Raw genomic sequence first — 16961 nt, 5'->3', positions numbered from 1 at the left:
CTCCTCGACGAAGCGCTCCTGCACCAGGCGTTTCACCTCGGCCGCATCGCGTATGCGGTACCACTCGCCACTCGGGTAGACACTCAGGGTCGGCCCCAGGTCGCAGGGGAACTGGCACTGGGTGCGGGTGATATGCACGCCGTCTTCGGTCTCCAGGCGGCCGGCCGCCTTCAGCTCCTCGCGCAACAGCTTCCACAAGGGCAGGGCGCCGCGCCGGGTGCAACGCGGGCCGTTGCACAGCAGCACGCGATAGCGGTGCGGTGGGATGCATGACCAGCTGTGGCTTGCCGGCAGTTGCGGCACGTCCACGCAGCCCAGATGTTTTTCCGGCTGCTGGATCACTGCGGCCAGGGCGGCCATGTCCTCGACATTGCCAGCGCAGACAAATAGCCGATCAGCCTGCTCGCCGGCCAGGGTCTGCAGTTCGCCGCGCAGCCAGTCCAGCTGCGGGCTGCTGCCAAGTGGATCGAGATCGACGACCAATAGCGGCAGTTCTTCGCTGCTCAGGCATTCGCGCACTTGTGCCCAGAGCTGGTCATAGCCGGCATCGGAATCGAACAGATCGTCCAGCACGGCGGCGCCGAACTGTTCGCTGAACTGGCGGCGGGCCAGTTCGGCAAAGCTGCCGTGATTCAGGTCTGGGCCGGCGAACAGCACGCGGGCGTAGCTTTCGGTCTTCATCGGAGTTCTCGGAGCAGCGGCTGCAGCGCCTGCCACAGGGTTTCGGGATCGGCGAAGCTGCGCTCCACCTCGGGCAGTTGCGGGCGCTGCAGGATCAGCACCGGCAGGCCGCGCTCGCGGGCGACCTGCAGCTTGGCCTCGGTGGCATTGCCGCCACTGTTCTTGCTGACCAGCACATCGAAGCCTTCGGCGGCGAACAGCGCGCGTTCGTCTTCGAGGGTGAAGGGGCCGCGGGCGGCGATGCAGCGGACGCGTGGGTGTTCGGGCTGGGCATCGAGCAGGCGCAGGGTCCAGTGCAGGTGCGCGGGAATCTCGTCGAGATGCGCCAGCGGCTCGCGGCCCAGGGTGAAGAAGGGCTTGTGAAAGGACGCCAGGGCCTCGACCAGCGCGGCCCAGTCGGCCACCTCGCGCCAGTCGTCGCCGGGCTGTGGCTGCCAGCCCGGCCGACGTAGCGCCCAGCAGGGCACGCCGGCCAGCTTTGCAGCCGTGGCGGCATTGGCGCTGATCCGCGCGGCATAGGGGTGGGTGACGTCCAGCAGCAGGTCGAAGCCTTCGGTGCGGATAAAGTCGGCCAGGCCCTCGGCACCGCCGAAACCACCAACGCGCACCTGGCAAGTCAGATCGTCCGGCACCTTGCCCAGCCCGGCCAGGCTGTACAGATGCCCGGGGCCCAGGCGGCGGGCCAGGCGCAGCGCGTCGCCGACACCACCGAGCAGCAGCACGCGGGTCAAGGTTTGCGGGCTTCCAGCAGGGTGATCGGCAGGGCGCTGCGCCAGGTGTCGAAGTCGCCCAGCGGCTGGGCCTGGCTCACGGCGATGCGGATCAGCTCGCCGCCGTGCTGTTCGCGGAAGGCCACTAGCATGGCCTCGCTCTGCAGGGTCACGGCATTGGCGATCAGCCGGCCGCCGGGCTTGAGCGCCTGCCAGCACAGCTCCAGCACGCCGGGCACGGTGACGCCGCCGCCGATAAAGATGGCGTCGGGGAATTCCAGTCCGGCCAGCGCTTCCGGTGCCTCGCCGGCCACCAGTTGCAGCTGCGGTACGCCGAGGGCGTCGCGGTTATGGGCGATCAGCTGCTGGCGGCCTTCGTTCGCCTCGATGGCGATGGCGCGGCAGCGCGGATGGCTGCGCAGCCACTCGATGCCGATCGAGCCGCAACCGGCGCCGACATCCCACAACAGCTCGCCGGGACGAGGTGCCAGGCGGGCGAGGGTGATGGCGCGCACGTCGCGCTTGGTCAGTTGGCCATCGTGCTGGTAGGCGTCGTCGTGCAGGCCGATGGTCAGCGGTAGCGCTTGCACGCCGGTATCGACCTGGCATTCCACGGCCAGCAGATTCAACGCGGCGACTGCTTCTACATTCCAGCTCGCGGCCAGGCCATCGATGCGCCGCTCCAGCGGGCCGCCCAGGTGCTCCAGCACGCTCAAGCGGCTGGCGCCGAAGCCACGCTCTCGCAGCAGGGCGGCGATAGCTGCCGGGCTATCGCCGTCATTGCACAGGATCAGCAGGCGCTGGCCGTCATGCAGATGGCGGGCGACGGCAGGCAGAGGGCGCGCCACTACCGACAGCAGGGTCACGTCCTGCAGCGGCCAGCCCAGGCGCGCGGCGGCCAGCGAGTAGGAGGAAGGCGCCGGCAGCACCAGCAGCTCGTTTGCATCGACCTGCCGGGCCAGGCTGGCGCCGACGCCGAACAGCATGGGGTCGCCACTGGCCAGCACGCAGGTCGGTGTGCCGCGCCGCTGCAGCACGGGTTCGAGGCTGAAGGGGCTCGGCCAGACCTCGCGCGGGGCGCAAATGCAGGGTGGCAGCAGGTCGAGCTGGCGTGGTGCGCCGATGATCCGCTCGGCCGCCAGCAACGCGCGGCGCGCTGCCTTGCCCAGGCCGGGGTAGCCGTCTTCGCCGATTCCCACCACTGTCAGCCATTGCGCCATCGGCGATTCCTACCTGTTGTCGTGGCGCATGTCGCGGCGCCGGGCAAAGCGGGCATAATAGCGCCTTCGTCGGTGCCCATATAAACGGGCCTAAGAGTCTGTTTACCATCTCGCGAGCTAGAGCCATGCAAGGCAAAAGCAGGCGAGGAAGCGGAGTGTGCTGTAGCACATGAGCATTCCGAGTCCGCTTTTAACGCAGCAGGGCCGACGCGCAGCAGATCGTAGACAGGCTCGAAGAGGGAACACGGTCATACCGTGGCTGCCCCCGCAACTGTACGCAGCGAGTCGCTCCACACATATGCCACTGAGCAATCGGGAAGGCCGTGGAGCGACGATGACCTGTCAGCCAGGAGACCTGCCGACGACGCAGTCGCGAGTGCCAACATCGGGCGGGGTGTACCGATGCCAAGAAATCCCTGTGCGGATTTCACTGGTTCGGTCGCCGCGTCGTTCGTTGTCGGTGACCGCTTGAAACCCGATCCATCCGCCGCCGTTGTCGCATCTGCTCCCAGGCCCTCCGCCTGCCCGGGGCTGTGGCGCGTCGTGTCCGCGCTGGATGGCGGCATCTGCCGGATCAAGCTGCCTGGAGGCCTGCTGAGCAGCGCCCAGGCCCGCGCCGTGGCCGAGGCGGCGCGGATGTGCGCCAGCGGCGTGCTGGAACTGACCAACCGCAGCAACCTGCAGATTCGCGGCGTGCGCGAGGGCGAGCAGGCCGCGCTGGTGGCGCATCTGCTGGCCGCCGACCTCGGCCCCAGCAATCCTGCCGCCGACGACGTACGCAACCTGCTGCTCAGCCCCGCCGCCGGGCGCGATCCGGCCGCCCATCTGGACACCCGCCCGCTGGCCGAGCGCCTGCTGGCACTGCTGCAGGACTCCCCGGAATTCCACCGCCTCTCCGCCAAGTTCGCCCTGCAGCTGGATGGGGGCGAGGCCCTGGCCATGCTCGACCATCCCCACGATCTCTGGCTCAGCGCCTTGCCCGATGGCAAGCAGCTGGCCTTCGGCCTGGCCGGCTCGCCGTGCGACCAGGCCCTGGCCAGCATTGAAGTTGATCAGGCGGAGCCGCTGGTGAAGGCTGCGCTGCAGCTGTTCCTCGAGCTGGCCGGCGAGCACAGCCGCATGCGCCAGCTGCTGGCCGAACTGGCCGTAGCGGGCTTCCTCGCTCGCCTGCAGGCACGCCTGCCTTTCGCCCTGAACACGCCACCGGCGCCTGCTCAACGAGCTCAGGCGGATGGCGCTCCTCTGGGCATTCACGCCCAGTCGCAATCCGGCCTGGTAATGCTGCTGGCCGGCGCGCCGCTGGGCCGACTCGAAGCCACCCAGCTCTGGGCCCTGGCCGACCTGGCAGACGCCGAGGGCAGCGGCGAGCTGCGTCTCACACCCTGGCAGGGCGTGCTGCTGCCGGATGTACCGGTCGAGCGCCGGGCCGCCGTGGCCCAGGCCATGAACGACATCGGCCTGCTGTTGGATACCCGCGCGCCGCTGGCTCGGGTACTCGCCTGCAGCGGCAGCGCCGGCTGCGCCAAGGCAGCGGCGGACACCAAGGCCGATGCCGTGCGCCTGGCGGATCACCTGGGCCCGCACGGCCCGGCACAGGTGCACCTGTGCGGCTGTCCGCGCAGCTGCGCCGCCGCCCATGTCGCGCCCTACACGCTGCTGGCCCAGCCCGGCGGCCGCTATGACCTCTATCGCCGCGAGCAGGGCCAGGCCGCATTCGGCCGCCTGCTGGCGCAATCCCTCGATATCGACCAAGCCGGCGAGCAGCTCGCCGCAGGAACACCCGAATGATCGAATACATCCGCGATGGTCAGGAGATCTATCGCCAATCCTTCGCCACCATCCGCGCCGAGGCCGACCTGGCCGCCATCCCGGCCGATATGGAAAAGCTCGCCGTGCGGCTGATCCATGCCTGCGGCATGGTCGACGTGGTGCAGGACCTGCGCTTCTCACCCGGTGCCGGCGCCGCCGGCCGCGCGGCATTGGCCAAGGGCGCGCCGATCCTCTGCGACGCGCGCATGGTCGCCGAGGGCATCACCCGTGCGCGCCTGCCGGCGGGCAACCAAGTGATCTGCACCTTGAACGAGGCGGACGTGCCGCAGCTGGCCCGTGACCTCGGCAACACCCGCTCGGCGGCGGCCCTGGAACACTGGCGCGAGCATCTGGAAGGCAGCGTGGTGGTGATCGGCAATGCGCCCACCGCGCTGTTCTACTTGCTGGAGATGCTCGACGCTGGCGCGCCCAGGCCGGCGCTGATCCTCGGCATGCCGGTGGGCTTCATCGGCGCGGCCGAGTCCAAGGACATGCTCGCCGCCGACAGCCGCGGTGTGCCCTACGTCATCGTGCGCGGTCGTCGCGGCGGCAGCGCCATGGCCGCCGCCGCGGTCAACGCCCTGGCCACGGAGGTGGAGTGATGAGGGGACGTCTGCTCGGCCTCGGCGTCGGCCCCGGTGATCCAGAGCTGATCACCCTCAAGGCCCTGCGCCTGCTGCAGTCCGCGCCGGTGGTGGGCTACTTCGTGGCCAAGGCCAAGGCGAATAAAGGCCAGGGCGGCAACGCCTTTGGCATCATCGAACAGCATCTCACCGAGGCGCAGCGCCGCCTGCCGCTGGTCTACCCGGTGACTACCGAGAAGCTGGAGCCGCCGCTGACCTACGAGGATGTGATCGCCGACTTCTACGACACCTGCGCCGTGCAGATCGCCGCCGAGCTGGAGGCCGGCCGCGACGTGGCGGTGATCTGCGAGGGTGACCCATTTTTCTACGGCTCCTACATGTACCTGCACGATCGCCTTGCCGAGCAATACGAGGCCGAGGTGGTGCCCGGCGTGTGCTCCATGCTTGGCTGCGCCTCGGTGCTGGGCACACCGCTGGTGTATCGCAACCAATCCTTGAGCGTGCTTTCCGGCGTGTTGCCGGAAGAGGAACTGGAGCAGCGCCTGCGTAGTGCCGAGGCCGCCGTGGTGATGAAGCTTGGCCGCAACTTCGACAAGGTGCGCCGCGTGCTGCGACGCCTCGGCCTGGCCGAGCGCGCGCATTACGTGGAACGCGCGACCATGGACAACCAGCACATCGTGCCGCTGGACGAGGTGGACCCGCTGGCCTCGCCGTACTTCTCCATGATCCTGGTGCCGGGGGAGAAGTGGCGTGGCTGATTTGATGAGCGCAGCTTTTCCTCCCCTCTCCCCCCGGGAGAGGGGCCGGGGGAGAGGGATGTTGCAGGCGGCTGGAATCGTCCATGAAGCGCGGTGGGCTCTCTCATCCCTCACCCCAACCCTCGGCTTTGGCTTCCTGCGTCGCCCTACCTCCTGCATCCCTGCAGTCGTCTCCCAATGGGAGAGGGAGTTGCCCGAGCTGCTTGAGGGGCACGGGGCTCGGGCTCAGCGCCTTGATTGTTCAGACGGAGCGCCAGCATGAGTCCAGTCCCCGCCATCGTCATCCTCGGCGCCTCTGCGCTGACTACCGCGCGCCGCGTGCAGCAGCGCTACCCGCAGGCACGTATCCACGGCCTGGCCGGGCGGGTGGACGAGGTGGACCAAACCTACCGCGAGTTCGCCGAACACCTGCGCGGCCTGTACCGCGCCGGCACGCCCATCATCGCCCTGTGCGCCGCCGGCATCGTGATTCGCAGCATGGCTTCGGCATTGGTGGAAAAGGGCATGGAGCCGCCGGTGCTGGCCCTGGCCGAGGACGGCAGCGCCGTGGTGCCGCTGCTCGGCGGCCTGGCTGGAGTTAACCGCCTGGCCCGCGAGCTGGGCGAGTGGCTGGCGGTGGCGCCGGCCATTACCACCAGCGGCGAGCTGCGCTTCGGCACCTGCCTGCTCGACCCGCCGCAGGGCTACGCCCTGGCCGACCTGGAGCAGGGCAAGCGCCTGGTCAGCGACCTGCTCGGCGGTGCGCGTCTGCGTGTCGAGGGGGAGGCACCCTGGCTGCAGCAGGCCAACCTGCCGCTGCATGCCGAGGGCGAGCGCTGCCTGCGCATCGATGTGGCCGCCAGCAGCGGTGACGATGCGCTGCTGATTCATCCGCGCCGGGGGTTGGCGCGTTGCACCGATTTTTCTGCCGAGCTGGCTGCCCAACTGCGCGCCGCATTGGCCGAAGCCGGTCTAGCCGAGGCTGCCTTGGCCGCCTTGCTGGTCGAAGGCGAAGGGCACTCGCTGCCGTTCGCCGAACAGGCGGCTGCCGATCTGAAGGTGCCACTGCGTTTCATCGAGTCGAACACGGCGCTGCCGCTGGCCTGCTACGAGGCGCCGGGGCTGAGTCTGCATCTGGCCGACAGCCCGCAAGCCGCTGCCGCCATCGGCCGCCCACGTGGTCGCCTCAGCGTGGTCGGTATCGGCCCCGGTTGTGCCGAGCTGCTGGCCCCGGCCGTGCGCCGTGCGCTGGACGAGGCCGAGGACGTGCTCGGCTACGAGACCTACGTGACCATGGCCGGGCCCTATCGCGCGGATCAGTGCCTGCATGCCAGCGATAACCGCGAGGAATTGCAGCGCGCCGCCCATGCCTTCGAACTGGCTGCGCAGGGCCGGCGGGTGGTGATGGTGTCCTCCGGCGACCCCGGCGTGTTCGCCATGGCCGCCGCGGTAATGGAGGCGCTGGAGGCTTCCCGCGAAGCGCGCTGGCAGGGCGTGGAACTGGAGGTGCTGCCCGGCATCTCTGCCGCCCTGGCCGCTGCGGCCAAGGCCGGCGCGCCGCTGGGGCACGACTTCTGCCTGATCTCGCTGTCCGACAACCTCAAGCCCTGGGCGGTGATCGAGAAGCGCCTGCAGCACGCCGCCGCTGCGGACCTGGCCATGGCCTTCTACAATCCGATCTCCAAGGCGCGTCCCTGGCAGCTCGGCCGTGCTCTCGACCTACTGCGCCAGCACCGCGAACCGCAGACCCTGGTGGTACTCGGCCGCGACATCGGCCGCCCGGCCGAGGCGCTGCGCGTACTCACCCTCGGTGAGCTGACCGCGGAACTGGTGGACATGCGCACCCTGGTGATCATCGGCTCCAGCCAGACCCGGCGCTTCCCGCGTCAGGGCGGCGGCGAGTGGGTGTATACGCCGCGTTGGTATCCGCAAACTTGAGCAGCTACTCAACAGAAAATGACTGTTATCATCATTTTCTGTTGAGTCTTGGACTATCCAGTTCTACGCTAAGTGACAGTTACTGTAACTTTCCGTTGAGCTATCGCCATGGAAACGCGCCGCGAAAGCAGCCAGCCCATTCGCCGCTTGTATGGCGGCCTGGACTCGCTTGCCTCCCCAGACCGCTACCTGTTCACCCCTTCGGACGTCCGCGCCCTGGTGCCGGATATTTCCGTCGAGGCCTATCGCGCCTTGCTCAGCCGGGCGGCCAAGGAGGGCAGGCTGGAGCGTGTTTGCCGTGGCCTGTATCTCTACCGCCCGGCCCGGCCCGGTTCCGGGTTACTGCTGTTTCATGCGGCGGCCCGCTTGCGTGCCCAGGAGTTCAACTACATCAGCCTGGAAACCGCACTCAGCGACGCCGGCATCATTTCGCAGATCCCGCTGAACTGGGTCACGCTGATGTCCTCGGGGCGCTCCAGCCGTATCGAGTGCGGCCACTGGGGCACCATCGAGTTCGTGCATACCCGGCAGAGGCCGCAGGACCTGAGCGAGCAGCTCGTCTATGACGAGCGCTGCCGCCTGTGGCGCGCATCTCCAGCCCTGGCGCTGCGCGATATGAAGGTGGCGAAGCGCAATCTCGACCTGATCGACTGGAGTGCAGCCCATGAGCTTGTTTGATCGCCTGGTGGACCAGGCCCTCGTCCAAAACGGAGACCTGGCGCGCCTGCGCGTCGTGGTGGAGAAGGAGCTGCTGCATCACGACATCATGCTGGCCCTGAGCGAGGCCGGCATGCTGGAGAAACTCTGCTTTATCGGCGGCACCTGCCTGCGTGCCTGCTACGGTTCCAATCGCTTGAGCGAGGACCTGGATTTCACCGGAGGCGCCGATTTCGACCGCGCCGATCTGTCCCAGCTGAAGGCCACCCTGATCGACAGGTTGCAGACCAAGTACGGCCTGCAGGTGGAGGTCAGTGAGCCGAGCAAGGAGTCGGGCAATGTCGACACCTGGAAGCTGAAGATCCAGACCCGGCCGGAAGCGCGCAGCATGCCGGCCCAGCGCATCAACATCGATGTCTGCGCCATCCCCACGTACCTGAGCACGCCGAAGACCCTGCTCAATCCCTATGGCGTGGACATGGGCACCCAGGGCTTGATCCTCAATGCCGAGGCGCTGGAAGAAATCTATGTGGACAAGATTCTGGCCTTCGCCCTGCGTCGTGGCCGCATCAAGAATCGTGACCTCTGGGACCTGCTGTGGCTGAAACAGCAGGGTGTCGAGCCGGCGCTGCAACTGCTGCCAGGCAAGCTGGGCGATCACCGCGTGCTGGTGCCGGACTTCCTGGCCAGGGCGGATGAGCGTGTCGTCTCGCTGTCCAGCGATCCGCAGGTAAAAACAGACTTCCGCAAGGAAATGCAGCGCTTTCTGCCGCCCCGGATAGTGGCCGAGACGGTGAACAACGAACGATTCTGGGACTACCTGGTGAGCGAGATACCGGCGTTGATGCGGCGAGCCAAAGTGCACCTCGAGGGCAATGCGCAGGCGGGCGAATCGTTCCGCATGTGATGGGGCCGGCTACGCTCTCCGGAGTCCAGCAGAGGAGTCGCTCGCCATGCCGCACCAGCCCGCCCACCAGGTACCCAACCAGTTTGTCGAGAGCAATGGCCGCCGCCTGGCCTATCGGGTGATCGGCGAGGGCGTGCCATTGCTGCTGTGCGTGCGCTTTCGCGGCACCATGGATGACTGGGATCCGCTGTTCCTCGATGCGCTCGCCGAGCAGGGCTTCAGGGTGTACGTGTTCGACTACAGCGGCTTGGGCCTGTCCGGCGGCGAGCCCAGTTACGACCCGGCGCGCCTGGCCCGCGACATTCTCGACCTGATCGCCGCCCTCGGCCTGCAACGCCTGGTTCTCGGCGGCTGGTCGCTCGGAGGTATCGCCGCGCAGCTGGTGTTCCTGCAGGCGCCGCAATTGATCAGCCACCTAGTGCTGTTCGGCACCACGCCGCCTGGTGAGCTGGTGCGCCTGGGCGAGCCGCTGTTCTACAAACTGGCAAGGCGGGAAAACGACTTCGAAGATTTCGTCCACCTGTTCTTCGAGCCGCTGTCCCAGGAGAGCCGCGCGGCGGCAACCCAGTCGGCCGCGCGCATCGCTTCGCGTACATCAGGCCAGTGCCCGCCGGTGCCTCACGAGTGGGCCGGCCAGCAACTGGGCGATGGGCCGCGCAACTCGATCATCCCGCTACCGCCGCTGCTGGACGCACTCAAGCGCACGGGCATTCCCGTGCTGCACATTGGCGGCAGCCACGACATCGTCTTCCCGGTGGAGAACTGGCACGCCCTCAGCGGCGCGCTGCCGACCCTGCATCTGTTGACCCTGCCCAGCTCCGGCCACGGTCCGCACCTGCAATACCCGCTGGCCTGCGCCAGGCATATAGCGGCCTTCGTCCAGGGTGAGCGTTCCTAGGCCTTGAGCGCCTCGCCAATGGCGTAGAAATGCCCCCCGGCCACATGGTGCAGGCTGCGCCAGGCCGGGTCGGCCTCCTCGAAGTGCCAGCGGCCCTCGCGGAACACGCGGTCATCCGCCCAGGCACCGACCACTTCGCCGATGAACAGGTCGTAGGTGTTCTGGTTGTGCGTCTCGGCGATCAGCTCGCAGGCCATCCAGGCGGAGCAGCCTTGCACGAAGGGCAGGTCGTGGCCGGGCATGTCGAACAGTTCGACGCCGGCCTTGGCCAGCTTGTCCGGGTCGTCCTTGAGGCTGTGGTTGCCGACTGTGTTGGTCAGTTGCAGCTGGGCGGCGGTGGGTACCTGGATGACGAAGCGGCCGCTGCGTTCGATCAGTTCGCGGGTGCGGGTAGCCTTGTCCAGCACCACGGTGAGCTTGGGTGGGGAGAAGTCGAGAACGCAGGCCCAGGCGGCGGCCATGACGTTGTCGACGCCGTCGTGGCGGGCGGAGACCAGGACGGTTGGGCCGTGGTTGAGGAGGCGGTAGGCCTTGGCGAGGTCGACGGGAATTTGGTGGGAATTCATTGCGGTTCCTTACTGCGAGGTTGGCCTGATGCTCGCCTCTCTGGCTCCGGTTCTGCAACTCGTGTTGGCTTGGAAGTTTTGTTTCCTACCGATTTCTTGGTCGGCTGGAGCAGTGGTTCCGCCCTGCTGGGCGGGTCCCTTTTGGCAAACGCCCCAAAAGGAACCAAAAGGTCTTGCCCCCACCATCCGGGTCTCGCTGCGCTCGACTTCCCTCACTCCATCATTGCTCCAGGGGCACGCGACGAAGGGCCATCCTTGGCCCATCGTCGCTCTCGCGGCATCCATGCCGCTCAACCCCTTCCGTAATGATTCCGTTCGGCCTTCTGAAGGGGGGCAGGGAGTTGCCTGAAGGCGCGATGCTGCTTCTGTAGGGCGTTACTCGCCCGAAGGGCAGTACACCGTTCCGGTGTGGAGGGCTGCCTGCGGCGAGACCACCCTACGAAAGCGAGCCCTGCTAACTCCTTCGGGCGCGTAGCGCTTAGACAAATCAAGCAACTCGGAGCTGAATCCCCGTCAGGAGGCCGAGTGGAAGTGTTGCGCAGGGGGACGAGCCGCATGGATGCGGCGAGAGGCTTGAAGGGCCATGGATGGCCCTTGCAAGCCGGCCCCCGGAGCAGCACCGGAGGGGGAAGTTTCGCGCAGCGAAGCCCGGATGCTGGGCGCGCTTTCTCTTTGGTTACTTTCTGCGCGATCAAAGAGATACGGAGCGAAGCGGAGTAACAGCCGCAGGCTGGCCCGAAGGGCGAGCGAAGCGAGTCAAGTGACTCGCCGTGCAAGGCGAAATCTGTAGTTTCAGCCGAGGAGAAGTTGCGATTCAGAATCGATGCATCTGCAAAAAAAACGCGGTCTGCCACCGTCTGCTCTGTATATTAGCGCTTGGATAGTTTCATTTAACATCTAAGAGCTATTCTTTGTTTAGAGAAATTCCTAGTATCTCTTCTCGGAGTTCAATTCCAACCCACCCCATTTCTATAAGTCTCTGAAGTGATAGAACAACAAGATCAAAGCCTACTTGGCATGCCTCATACTCCTTGTACCTATGCTCGCTCACTCTGGGATCAAGCTGTTCGTTTTCCATGGGATGGTATATTTTGTATCCCCCGTGAACAAAAGAGCTTCTTAGATCGTATATTTTTCTAAGCTCTTTCTTTAGAAAATTTTCCTGCTTAGAGTTAAAGCCAAAAAGGAAAGCCATCCTGCAAATAAGATTTGTAAAGTTCTCGCCTACACGTGCTTTATAAATCGCTTCAAGCGCATGAAACATCCATACAATAGATGTTACATCCATATTCGATTTGCAGATATGTAGAAGTGCGAATATCGCACTCTCTAGATTAGAATCAGATTTTTGCTTAACTGATAAATTCAGGCTTTCATACCATTGAAAAGTCTTTTCAATTGATATTGTTTTAGGGGCGATGCTATCTCCTCTCAAAAAGGCTAGATGTCCATTTTCAAAATTATAAGAAGATAGAAGTAGTCTGCCTCTAAGTTGATAATTGTCTTCATCGAAAATAAGATTTAGGAATTCGCAGGACCCTGGTAGGGAGAGGTTCATCACAATAAAAATGTCGTAAATGAACTTTTCAACGAAATGCCGAGCATAATGAGTGTTTTTCTTCTTACTGTCGTCTCCCCCTAGAAACTCTACCGTAAAGGCCAATCTCCCGCTCCAAGCATCTAAATATTTGCTTTCTTTGGAAAGTCCTCGCTGGTAAAAGCCCTCATACCAGTTTGTAATTAAGCTAAGATCTACAGATAGCTTGATTTCCATGTCTTCATGAAAATATGACTTTTTATTGAACAGCTGTTCCGCAGATTTCCAAATTTCGATATCAGCTTTACAGATGCTTTCCCAGCCTAAGTCATATCCCCATGTCCGGCCTATTCTTCCCAGCTCCAGAATAACTTCATGTTTCATAGTGGCCTCACCAAACGAACGACCTTGAGTACAGCGTTACTTCTCTTGCGGCTTGTTGGAGATTATCTCCCTGTGTGGAAGAGGATTAGGGTTCTTTGTACACTGCCGCGCTCTTCATGCACTTACCGCATCCTCTTTGCGTAGCAAGTAGCTGTCCATAATCCACCCATTCCTCTCCCGCGCCTCCGCGCGAGTCGCCGCAATCCGCTCCGCCACCTCATCCAGCGCCCCAGCAATCAAAATCTCATCCGCCGTCCCCACATACGCCCCCCAATAAATCTGCAGCCCCTGCCCGACAAACCGTAGGTAGGTGTCCTTGGCATCGAGCATCACCGCCACGCTGTCCACACCCTGCGGCCAGCCTTCGGCGAGCAGGCGGCCGGTGGTGATTTCCACGGCGCGGCCGATCTGGTTCAGCGGTACGCGGTGGCGGGCGGTGAGGGCCTGCAGGCTGGTGATGCCGGGGATCACGTCATAGCTGAGGTCGCTGCGTGCGGCGGCGATGGATTCGATGATGCGGATGCTGCTGTCGTACAGCGAGGGGTCGCCCCAGACCATAAAGGCGGCCACTTCACCCTCTTTCATCTGCTCGTCGATCAGTTGCTCGAACACCGCCTGCTTGTCGCGGTTCAGCTCGTCCACGCTGGCGCGGTAGTCGGCGGCGTCACGTTCGCGTTCTGGCTGTTGGCCTTCGGCGAAGCGCGGGTGGTGGCCGTCGAGGAAGCGCTCGCAGATTTCCCGGCGCAGGGCGTTGAGCTTGTATTTGGCCGGACCCTTGTCCATCAGGAAGATCACATCGCTGCGGCGCAGGGCCTTGATCGCCTGTTGGGTGATGTAGTCCGGGTCGCCGGCGCCGATGCCGACCAGCAGCAGTTCTTTCATGGTCTGTTCCAGATGGGCGCGCGGGAAGCTGGCGCCAGTTCGTCGATATGGTGGTAATCGGCGCCCAGCTCGCTGGCCAGCTGACGGGCGCGGCCGAGGCGGATGGGCGCGCGCTCGATGTCCAGCAGCAGCCCAGGGCAGGGTAGCGTGGTAAGCCGCGGCCAGTCGCGCAGGCGGCCGTCGGTGAGCAGCAGCAGGCGTTGTTGTTCGCCTGGATTGTGGCGTTGCCGGCACTCTAGCCAGGGCGTGGCCAGTTGCAGTGCCTCGATGATCGGGGTGCCGCCGCCGGCGCCGAGTTGGTTCAGCCAGGCGTGCAGTTCAGGCGATGCCTTCTGCCCCTGCCAGAGCCAGCGCGGCTGGGCGCCGCCGGCTTCGAGCACGGCCAGGCGTGCGTGCTGGCGGTAGGCGCTGGCGAACAGCTCGGTGAGCAGGCCCTTGGCCTGGGCCAGGGCGCCATGCCGACGGGTACTGGCCGAGGCATCGACTATCACCAGCCACAGCTCACCGGGGCGCAGGCGGCGGGCGTGCCAGTGCAGGTCGGCGCGGCGGCGCGGGCGGCCATGGGCGAGGGTCGCCGGCCAGTCGATGCGTATAGGCGTGCCGCTGCCGCGTGCGCCGCTGCGTCCGCCTTGGGCCTGGCCCGGTTGGGGTAGGGCATCCGCGCCTGGGGCCTGGCGCGGGCGGATGCTCAGGGCTTTTTTGGCCAAACGGGCGGCTCGCGCCTTTCGCCGACAGTCACGGCGTGCGGCGGCAGCGCGCCCCACTGGCCTTCGCCCTGGTCCGGTTGCGCGGGCTGCTGTTCCGACTGGCTTGGCGCCGGTGGCTGGTTGGCGGCGGGCGGCGTGTGTTCGCGGCGGCGATGGGCGAGGACGAAGGATTCCAGGGCGTCGATATCCTGCGTCTCGATCCTGCTGGCGCCGCGCCAGGCGGCATGGGCACGGGCGCCGCGCAGCCACACCAGGTCGGCGCGCAGGCCATCCACGGCGGCGGCGAAGCAGCGCTGGGCGATGGCGTCCAGGCTGGCGTCGTCCAGCGGGATGTCGCTCAGGCGCCGGCGGGCCTCGGTGCAGCGTTGGCGCAGGGCGTCCTGTTCGTTCTGCCACTGGGCGAGGAAGGCTTCGGGGGCGTCGTCGAAGGCCAGGCGGCGGCGGATGATCTCGGCGCGTTGGGCCGGCTCGGGCGTGCCGCCGAGCTGCACCTTGAGGCCGAAGCGGTCGAGCAGCTGTGGGCGCAGCTCGCCTTCCTCGGGGTTCATGGTGCCGATGAGCACGAAGCGCGCCGGGTGGCTGTGCGACAAGCCATCGCGTTCGACGTGGTTGATGCCGCTGGAGGCCACGTCGAGCAGCAGGTCCACCAGGTGGTCGGGCAGCAGGTTGACCTCGTCAACGTAGAGCACGCCGCCGTGGGCATTGGCCAGCACGCCGGGGGAGAAGCGCACGCGGCCCTCGCCGAGCGCGGCATCCAGGTCGAGGGTGCCGACGATGCGTTCCTCGCTGGCGCCCAGCGGCAGGGTGACGAAGCGCCCGCCGTCGAGCAGGTCGGCCACGCCGCGCGCCAGGGTGGACTTGGCCATGCCGCGCGGCCCTTCGATCAGCACGCCGCCCAGGGCCGGGTCGATGGCGGCCAGGCACAGCGCCAGCTTGAGCTCGTCGGCGGCCACCACGGCGGCCAGGGGGAAATGGGGCTGCATGGCGTTACCTCGGGACAAGGGTTGAAGTTAGGTAGGGCGATCGGTTAGCGTGGCAACCATCGTTTTGGAGATCAGCATGTCGTCTCGCCCTTCCCTGAACCGCCTCGTTCGCTCCGCCGCTGTCGGCGTGGCTGGCGTGCGCGCGCAGGTCGAGGCCGTCGCTTACTTCTTTTATGGGTATTGGTTTAGCCAGCGGCGCGCCTGATACCCCACAGGCGCCCCAGAGCAAAGGGTCGCCACCAGCCAGTTTCATGAAACCCCGGTCGGCCACCCGACCGGGGTTTTTGTTTTTCCGGCCCACAAGGCCAGCACGATACAAATAGAGGATCGAAACATGACCGCTTACACCGCCTATTACCGTTCTTACCGCACTTACGCCTGGCGATTTAGCAGCGCTGCCGCGCACCACCGAGAATCCAGTCGAACACCCAGATAGCGCGCCGCGCGTGGCATGAGGCCACGCCGGACGAGGACCACCGCCATGAATGCTTCCGTTACCGCTCTGCGCGCACCGGCCGTGCCGCCATCCACCACTCGCCGCCGCGCAACGCCGCTGCCGAGCCCCGCCGATCTGCGCCAGCGCATGCCACTGTCTACCGCTCTTGCCTGCCAGGTACAGACCAAGCGCGAGGCCATCCGCGCCGTGCTCGACGGCTCCGACCCGCGTCTGCTGGTCGTCGTCGGTCCCTGTTCCCTGCACGATCCGATTTCCGCCCTCGAATACGCCGACCGCCTGGCCGCCCTGGCCCCCGAGGTGAGCGACCAGCTGCTGCTGGTGATGCGCGCCTATGTCGAGAAGCCGCGCACCACTATCGGCTGGAAGGGCCTGGTGTACGACCCGCAGCTGGACGGCAGCGGTGACATGGCCGGCGGCCTGGAACTGTCGCGCCGGCTGATGTTGGCCATGCTCGAACGCGGCCTGCCGGTGGCCACCGAGCTGCTGCAGCCGCTGGTGGCCGGCTACTTCGACGACCTGCTGGGCTGGGCCGCCATCGGTGCGCGCACCAGCGAGTCGCAGGTGCACCGCGAGCTGGTCAGCGGCCTGGAGGTGCCGGTGGGTTTCAAGAACGGTACCGATGGCAGCCTGTCCATCGCCTGCGACGCCATGCGTTCGGCAGCGCACCCGCATCGGCACTTCGGCGTGGACGATCTGGGCCGCCCGGCGCTGGTCGAGACCGATGGCAACCCGGACACCCACCTGGTGCTGCGCGGTGGCCACAGCGGGCCGAACCATGATGCGGCCAGCGTGGCTGTGGCGCGGGCGAGTCTGGAGAAGCAGGGCATTGCCGCACGGATCATGGTCGATTGCAGTCACGCCAACAGCGGCAAGGACCCGCTGCGCCAGCCGGCGGTGCTGCGCGACGTGCTCGACCAACGCCTGGCCGGCGACGCCAGCCTGCGCGGCGTGATGCTCGAGAGCCATCTGTTCGACGGCTGCCAGGCGCTTTCCGCCGAGCTGCGCTACGGCGTGTCGATCACCGACGGCTGCCTGGGTTGGAGCGGCACCGAGGCGATGCTGCGTGAGGCGGCCGAGCGGCTGCGGGCAGGGCGCTGAAATTGGTAGGGTGGACGACGCTTTGCTCGTCCACCGTGGCGGTATTGTGGTGGATGGATAGAGCGCCATCCACCCTACGGGGCTGCGACTTTCTCCCATAAATGAGAAGGGGCGATGCGACATGAGGATCGAGCGGGTGGGGTGAAACCCGCGTTGGCTCGGTGGGACGACACCCCTCTCCCTCTGGGAGAGGGGGCGGGGGTGAG

At 65.8% G+C, this 16961-nt stretch carries 16 protein-coding genes and 1 riboswitch; of the genes, 8 read left to right on the top strand and 8 right to left on the bottom strand.

Features of this window, described 5'->3' with window-relative positions; translation table 11 throughout:
* The 3 genes from N7607_RS19740 to cbiE all read right to left on the bottom strand — a co-directional run.
* Positions 1-681: (2Fe-2S) ferredoxin domain-containing protein (locus N7607_RS19740; protein WP_279924046.1), on the bottom strand; the 681-nt coding region annotated here is incomplete at its 3' end.
* Positions 678-1412 carry a cobalt-precorrin-6A reductase gene (locus N7607_RS19735; RefSeq protein ID WP_279865037.1) on the bottom strand — a complete coding sequence of 245 codons (735 nt, stop codon included), beginning with the start codon at positions 1410-1412 and terminating at the stop codon, positions 678-680. The genes N7607_RS19735 and N7607_RS19740, both read right to left, overlap by 4 nt.
* Positions 1409-2611 carry a precorrin-6y C5,15-methyltransferase (decarboxylating) subunit CbiE gene (gene cbiE, locus N7607_RS19730; protein WP_279865038.1) on the bottom strand — a complete coding sequence of 401 codons (1203 nt, stop codon included), beginning with the start codon at positions 2609-2611 and terminating at the stop codon, positions 1409-1411. The genes N7607_RS19735 and cbiE overlap by 4 nt, the downstream gene beginning before the upstream one ends.
* A gap of 188 nt (positions 2612-2799) precedes the next feature.
* Positions 2800-2989, top strand: a riboswitch (cobalamin riboswitch).
* Positions 2990-3154: 165 nt separating this feature from the next.
* On the opposite strand from cbiE, the gene cobG reads away from it, so the two are divergent.
* The 7 genes from cobG to N7607_RS19695 all read left to right on the top strand — a co-directional run bounded on the left by cobG (position 3155) and on the right by N7607_RS19695 (position 10141).
* Positions 3155-4399, top strand: a complete 1245-nt coding sequence (gene cobG / locus N7607_RS19725) for a precorrin-3B synthase (RefSeq protein ID WP_279865039.1) — start codon at positions 3155-3157, stop codon at positions 4397-4399.
* Positions 4396-5022 carry a precorrin-8X methylmutase gene (locus tag N7607_RS19720; protein ID WP_279865040.1) on the top strand — a complete coding sequence of 209 codons (627 nt, stop codon included), beginning with the start codon at positions 4396-4398 and terminating at the stop codon, positions 5020-5022. The genes cobG and N7607_RS19720 overlap by 4 nt, the downstream gene beginning before the upstream one ends.
* Positions 5022-5762, top strand: a complete 741-nt coding sequence (locus N7607_RS19715; RefSeq protein WP_279865041.1) for a precorrin-2 C(20)-methyltransferase — start codon at positions 5022-5024, stop codon at positions 5760-5762. The genes N7607_RS19720 and N7607_RS19715 overlap by 1 nt, the downstream gene beginning before the upstream one ends.
* A gap of 258 nt (positions 5763-6020) precedes the next feature.
* Positions 6021-7679: a precorrin-3B C(17)-methyltransferase gene (cobJ, locus tag N7607_RS19710; protein WP_279865042.1), complete on the top strand. Its 1659-nt coding sequence runs from the start codon at positions 6021-6023 to the stop codon at positions 7677-7679.
* Positions 7680-7787: 108 nt separating this feature from the next.
* Entirely contained in the window at positions 7788-8357 is a 570-nt protein-coding gene (locus N7607_RS19705; protein ID WP_279865043.1) for a type IV toxin-antitoxin system AbiEi family antitoxin domain-containing protein, read from the top strand.
* Positions 8344-9243 carry a nucleotidyl transferase AbiEii/AbiGii toxin family protein gene (locus tag N7607_RS19700; RefSeq protein WP_279865044.1) on the top strand — a complete coding sequence of 300 codons (900 nt, stop codon included), beginning with the start codon at positions 8344-8346 and terminating at the stop codon, positions 9241-9243. The genes N7607_RS19705 and N7607_RS19700 overlap by 14 nt, the downstream gene beginning before the upstream one ends.
* 46 nt (positions 9244-9289) lie before the next feature.
* Positions 9290-10141: an alpha/beta hydrolase gene (locus N7607_RS19695; protein ID WP_279865045.1), complete on the top strand. Its 852-nt coding sequence runs from the start codon at positions 9290-9292 to the stop codon at positions 10139-10141.
* Here the strand turns inward: N7607_RS19695 and N7607_RS19690 are convergent.
* The 5 genes from N7607_RS19690 to N7607_RS19670 form a co-directional block, all read right to left on the bottom strand.
* A complete protein-coding gene (locus tag N7607_RS19690) occupies positions 10138-10707 on the bottom strand; it encodes a flavin reductase family protein (RefSeq protein ID WP_279865046.1) in 570 nt (189 codons plus the stop codon). The two genes, N7607_RS19695 and N7607_RS19690, sit on opposite strands and share 4 nt — an antisense overlap.
* 904 nt (positions 10708-11611) lie before the next feature.
* Positions 11612-12628: a HEPN domain-containing protein gene (locus N7607_RS19685; RefSeq protein ID WP_279865047.1), complete on the bottom strand. Its 1017-nt coding sequence runs from the start codon at positions 12626-12628 to the stop codon at positions 11612-11614.
* 114 nt (positions 12629-12742) lie between these two features.
* Complete coding sequence (gene cobF, locus N7607_RS19680; RefSeq protein ID WP_279865048.1) at positions 12743-13510, bottom strand: precorrin-6A synthase (deacetylating); 768 nt, start codon at positions 13508-13510, stop codon at positions 12743-12745.
* Positions 13507-14217 carry a VWA domain-containing protein gene (locus tag N7607_RS19675; protein WP_279865049.1) on the bottom strand — a complete coding sequence of 237 codons (711 nt, stop codon included), beginning with the start codon at positions 14215-14217 and terminating at the stop codon, positions 13507-13509. The genes cobF and N7607_RS19675 overlap by 4 nt, the downstream gene beginning before the upstream one ends.
* Positions 14199-15200, bottom strand: a complete 1002-nt coding sequence (locus N7607_RS19670) for an ATP-binding protein (protein ID WP_279865050.1) — start codon at positions 15198-15200, stop codon at positions 14199-14201. Before N7607_RS19670 ends, N7607_RS19675 begins: the two co-directional genes overlap by 19 nt.
* Before the next feature lie 481 nt (positions 15201-15681).
* Between N7607_RS19670 and N7607_RS19665 the strand changes: the two genes are divergently transcribed.
* The gene (locus tag N7607_RS19665) at positions 15682-16755 is read left to right on the top strand and encodes a 3-deoxy-7-phosphoheptulonate synthase (protein ID WP_279865051.1); all 1074 of its coding nucleotides are present in this window, start codon (positions 15682-15684) and stop codon (positions 16753-16755) included.
* The last annotated feature ends 206 nt before the right edge of the window (positions 16756-16961 follow it).

It is taken from the genome of Pseudomonas sp. GD04019, assembly GCF_029837695.1.
In the GTDB taxonomy this organism is placed as follows: domain Bacteria; phylum Pseudomonadota; class Gammaproteobacteria; order Pseudomonadales; family Pseudomonadaceae; genus Aquipseudomonas.
Note: the sequence above shows the minus strand (reverse complement) of the source record. Positions and strands in the feature narration are given on the sequence as shown.